The organism is Streptomyces graminilatus, assembly GCF_001418565.1.
Classification (GTDB): domain Bacteria; phylum Actinomycetota; class Actinomycetes; order Streptomycetales; family Streptomycetaceae; genus Streptomyces; species Streptomyces graminilatus.
The window spans coordinates 1-963 of record NZ_LIQQ01000845.1 but is presented as its reverse complement, the minus strand read 5'-3'; the positions used below and the strand labels follow the sequence as shown (position 1 = coordinate 963).

2 protein-coding genes are annotated in these 963 nt (G+C 73.2%); both read right to left on the bottom strand.

What is annotated here, in order from left to right:
• On the bottom strand, positions 1–727 hold a 727-nt coding region (locus tag AOK08_RS42145; protein WP_422125830.1), incomplete at its 3' end, for a DUF58 domain-containing protein.
• The coding region (locus AOK08_RS42140) for an AAA family ATPase (RefSeq protein ID WP_422125829.1) at positions 727–963 on the bottom strand (237 nt) is incomplete at its 5' end. The genes AOK08_RS42145 and AOK08_RS42140, both read right to left, overlap by 1 nt.

Here is a 963-nt window from a genome sequence, read left to right as displayed (position 1 = left end):
TGCGGCCGGTGTCGAGGACGAGGAGGATGCGGCGGTCTCGTTCGGGGCGCCAGGTGCGTACGGCGACCGTGGTCTGGCGGGCTGTGGCGCGCCAGTCGATGGAACGGGTGTCGTCGCCTGGGACGTACTCGCGCAGGCTGTCGAATTCCGTGCCTTCGCCGCGGGTCAGGACGCTGGTGCGGCCGTCGAGTTCGCGCAGGCGGGCGAGTTTCGCGGGGAGGTGCTTTCGGCTGGTGAACGGGGGGAGGACGCGTACCGTCCAGGGGACTTGGTGGGTGCCCTGGCGGGCGAAGAGGCCCAGTGGGCCGTACGAGCGGATTGTCACGCGGTCGGCCTGGCGGTCGCCTCGGCGGGTGGGGCGCAGGCGGGTCGTGACGCGGCGGCGTTCGCCGGCCGGGACCGTCAGGTCATGGCGGGAGGCCTCGACCTCGGTGCCGGACTGCCAGCTACTGGGGGGCCAGGAGTCGCGTAGGCGGGCGCGGAGCAGGCGGCCGGACGGGTTGGTGACCGTGAGGGTGACGTCTGCTGGTTCGCCCAGGCGTACGGATGCGTCGCCCGAGCGGGTGAGGCCGAGGCGGCGTACGGGGGCTGCCAGGGCGTAGTCGCAGGCACAGGCGATCGCCAGGGAGCCGTTGACGGCGAGGATTCCTGTCCAGCCGGGGTCCAGGACGCCGACGGGGATCGAGCTGAGGGCCGCCAGGAGGGCGGCGCGGCCGGTGAGTGCCATCAGCGGGGGACGGGCACGTGGGCGAGGATCGCGGTGATGACCGAGTCTGCCGTCACGCCCTCCATCTCGGCCTCCGGGCGCAGTTGTACACGGTGGCGGAGGGTGGGCAGGGCGAGTGCCTTGACGTCGTCGGGGATGACGTAGTCGCGGCCGGTCAGCCAGGCCCACGCGCGGGATGTCGCCAGGAGGGCCGTGGCGCCTCGCGGGGAGACGCCGAGGGTGAAGGACGGGGACTC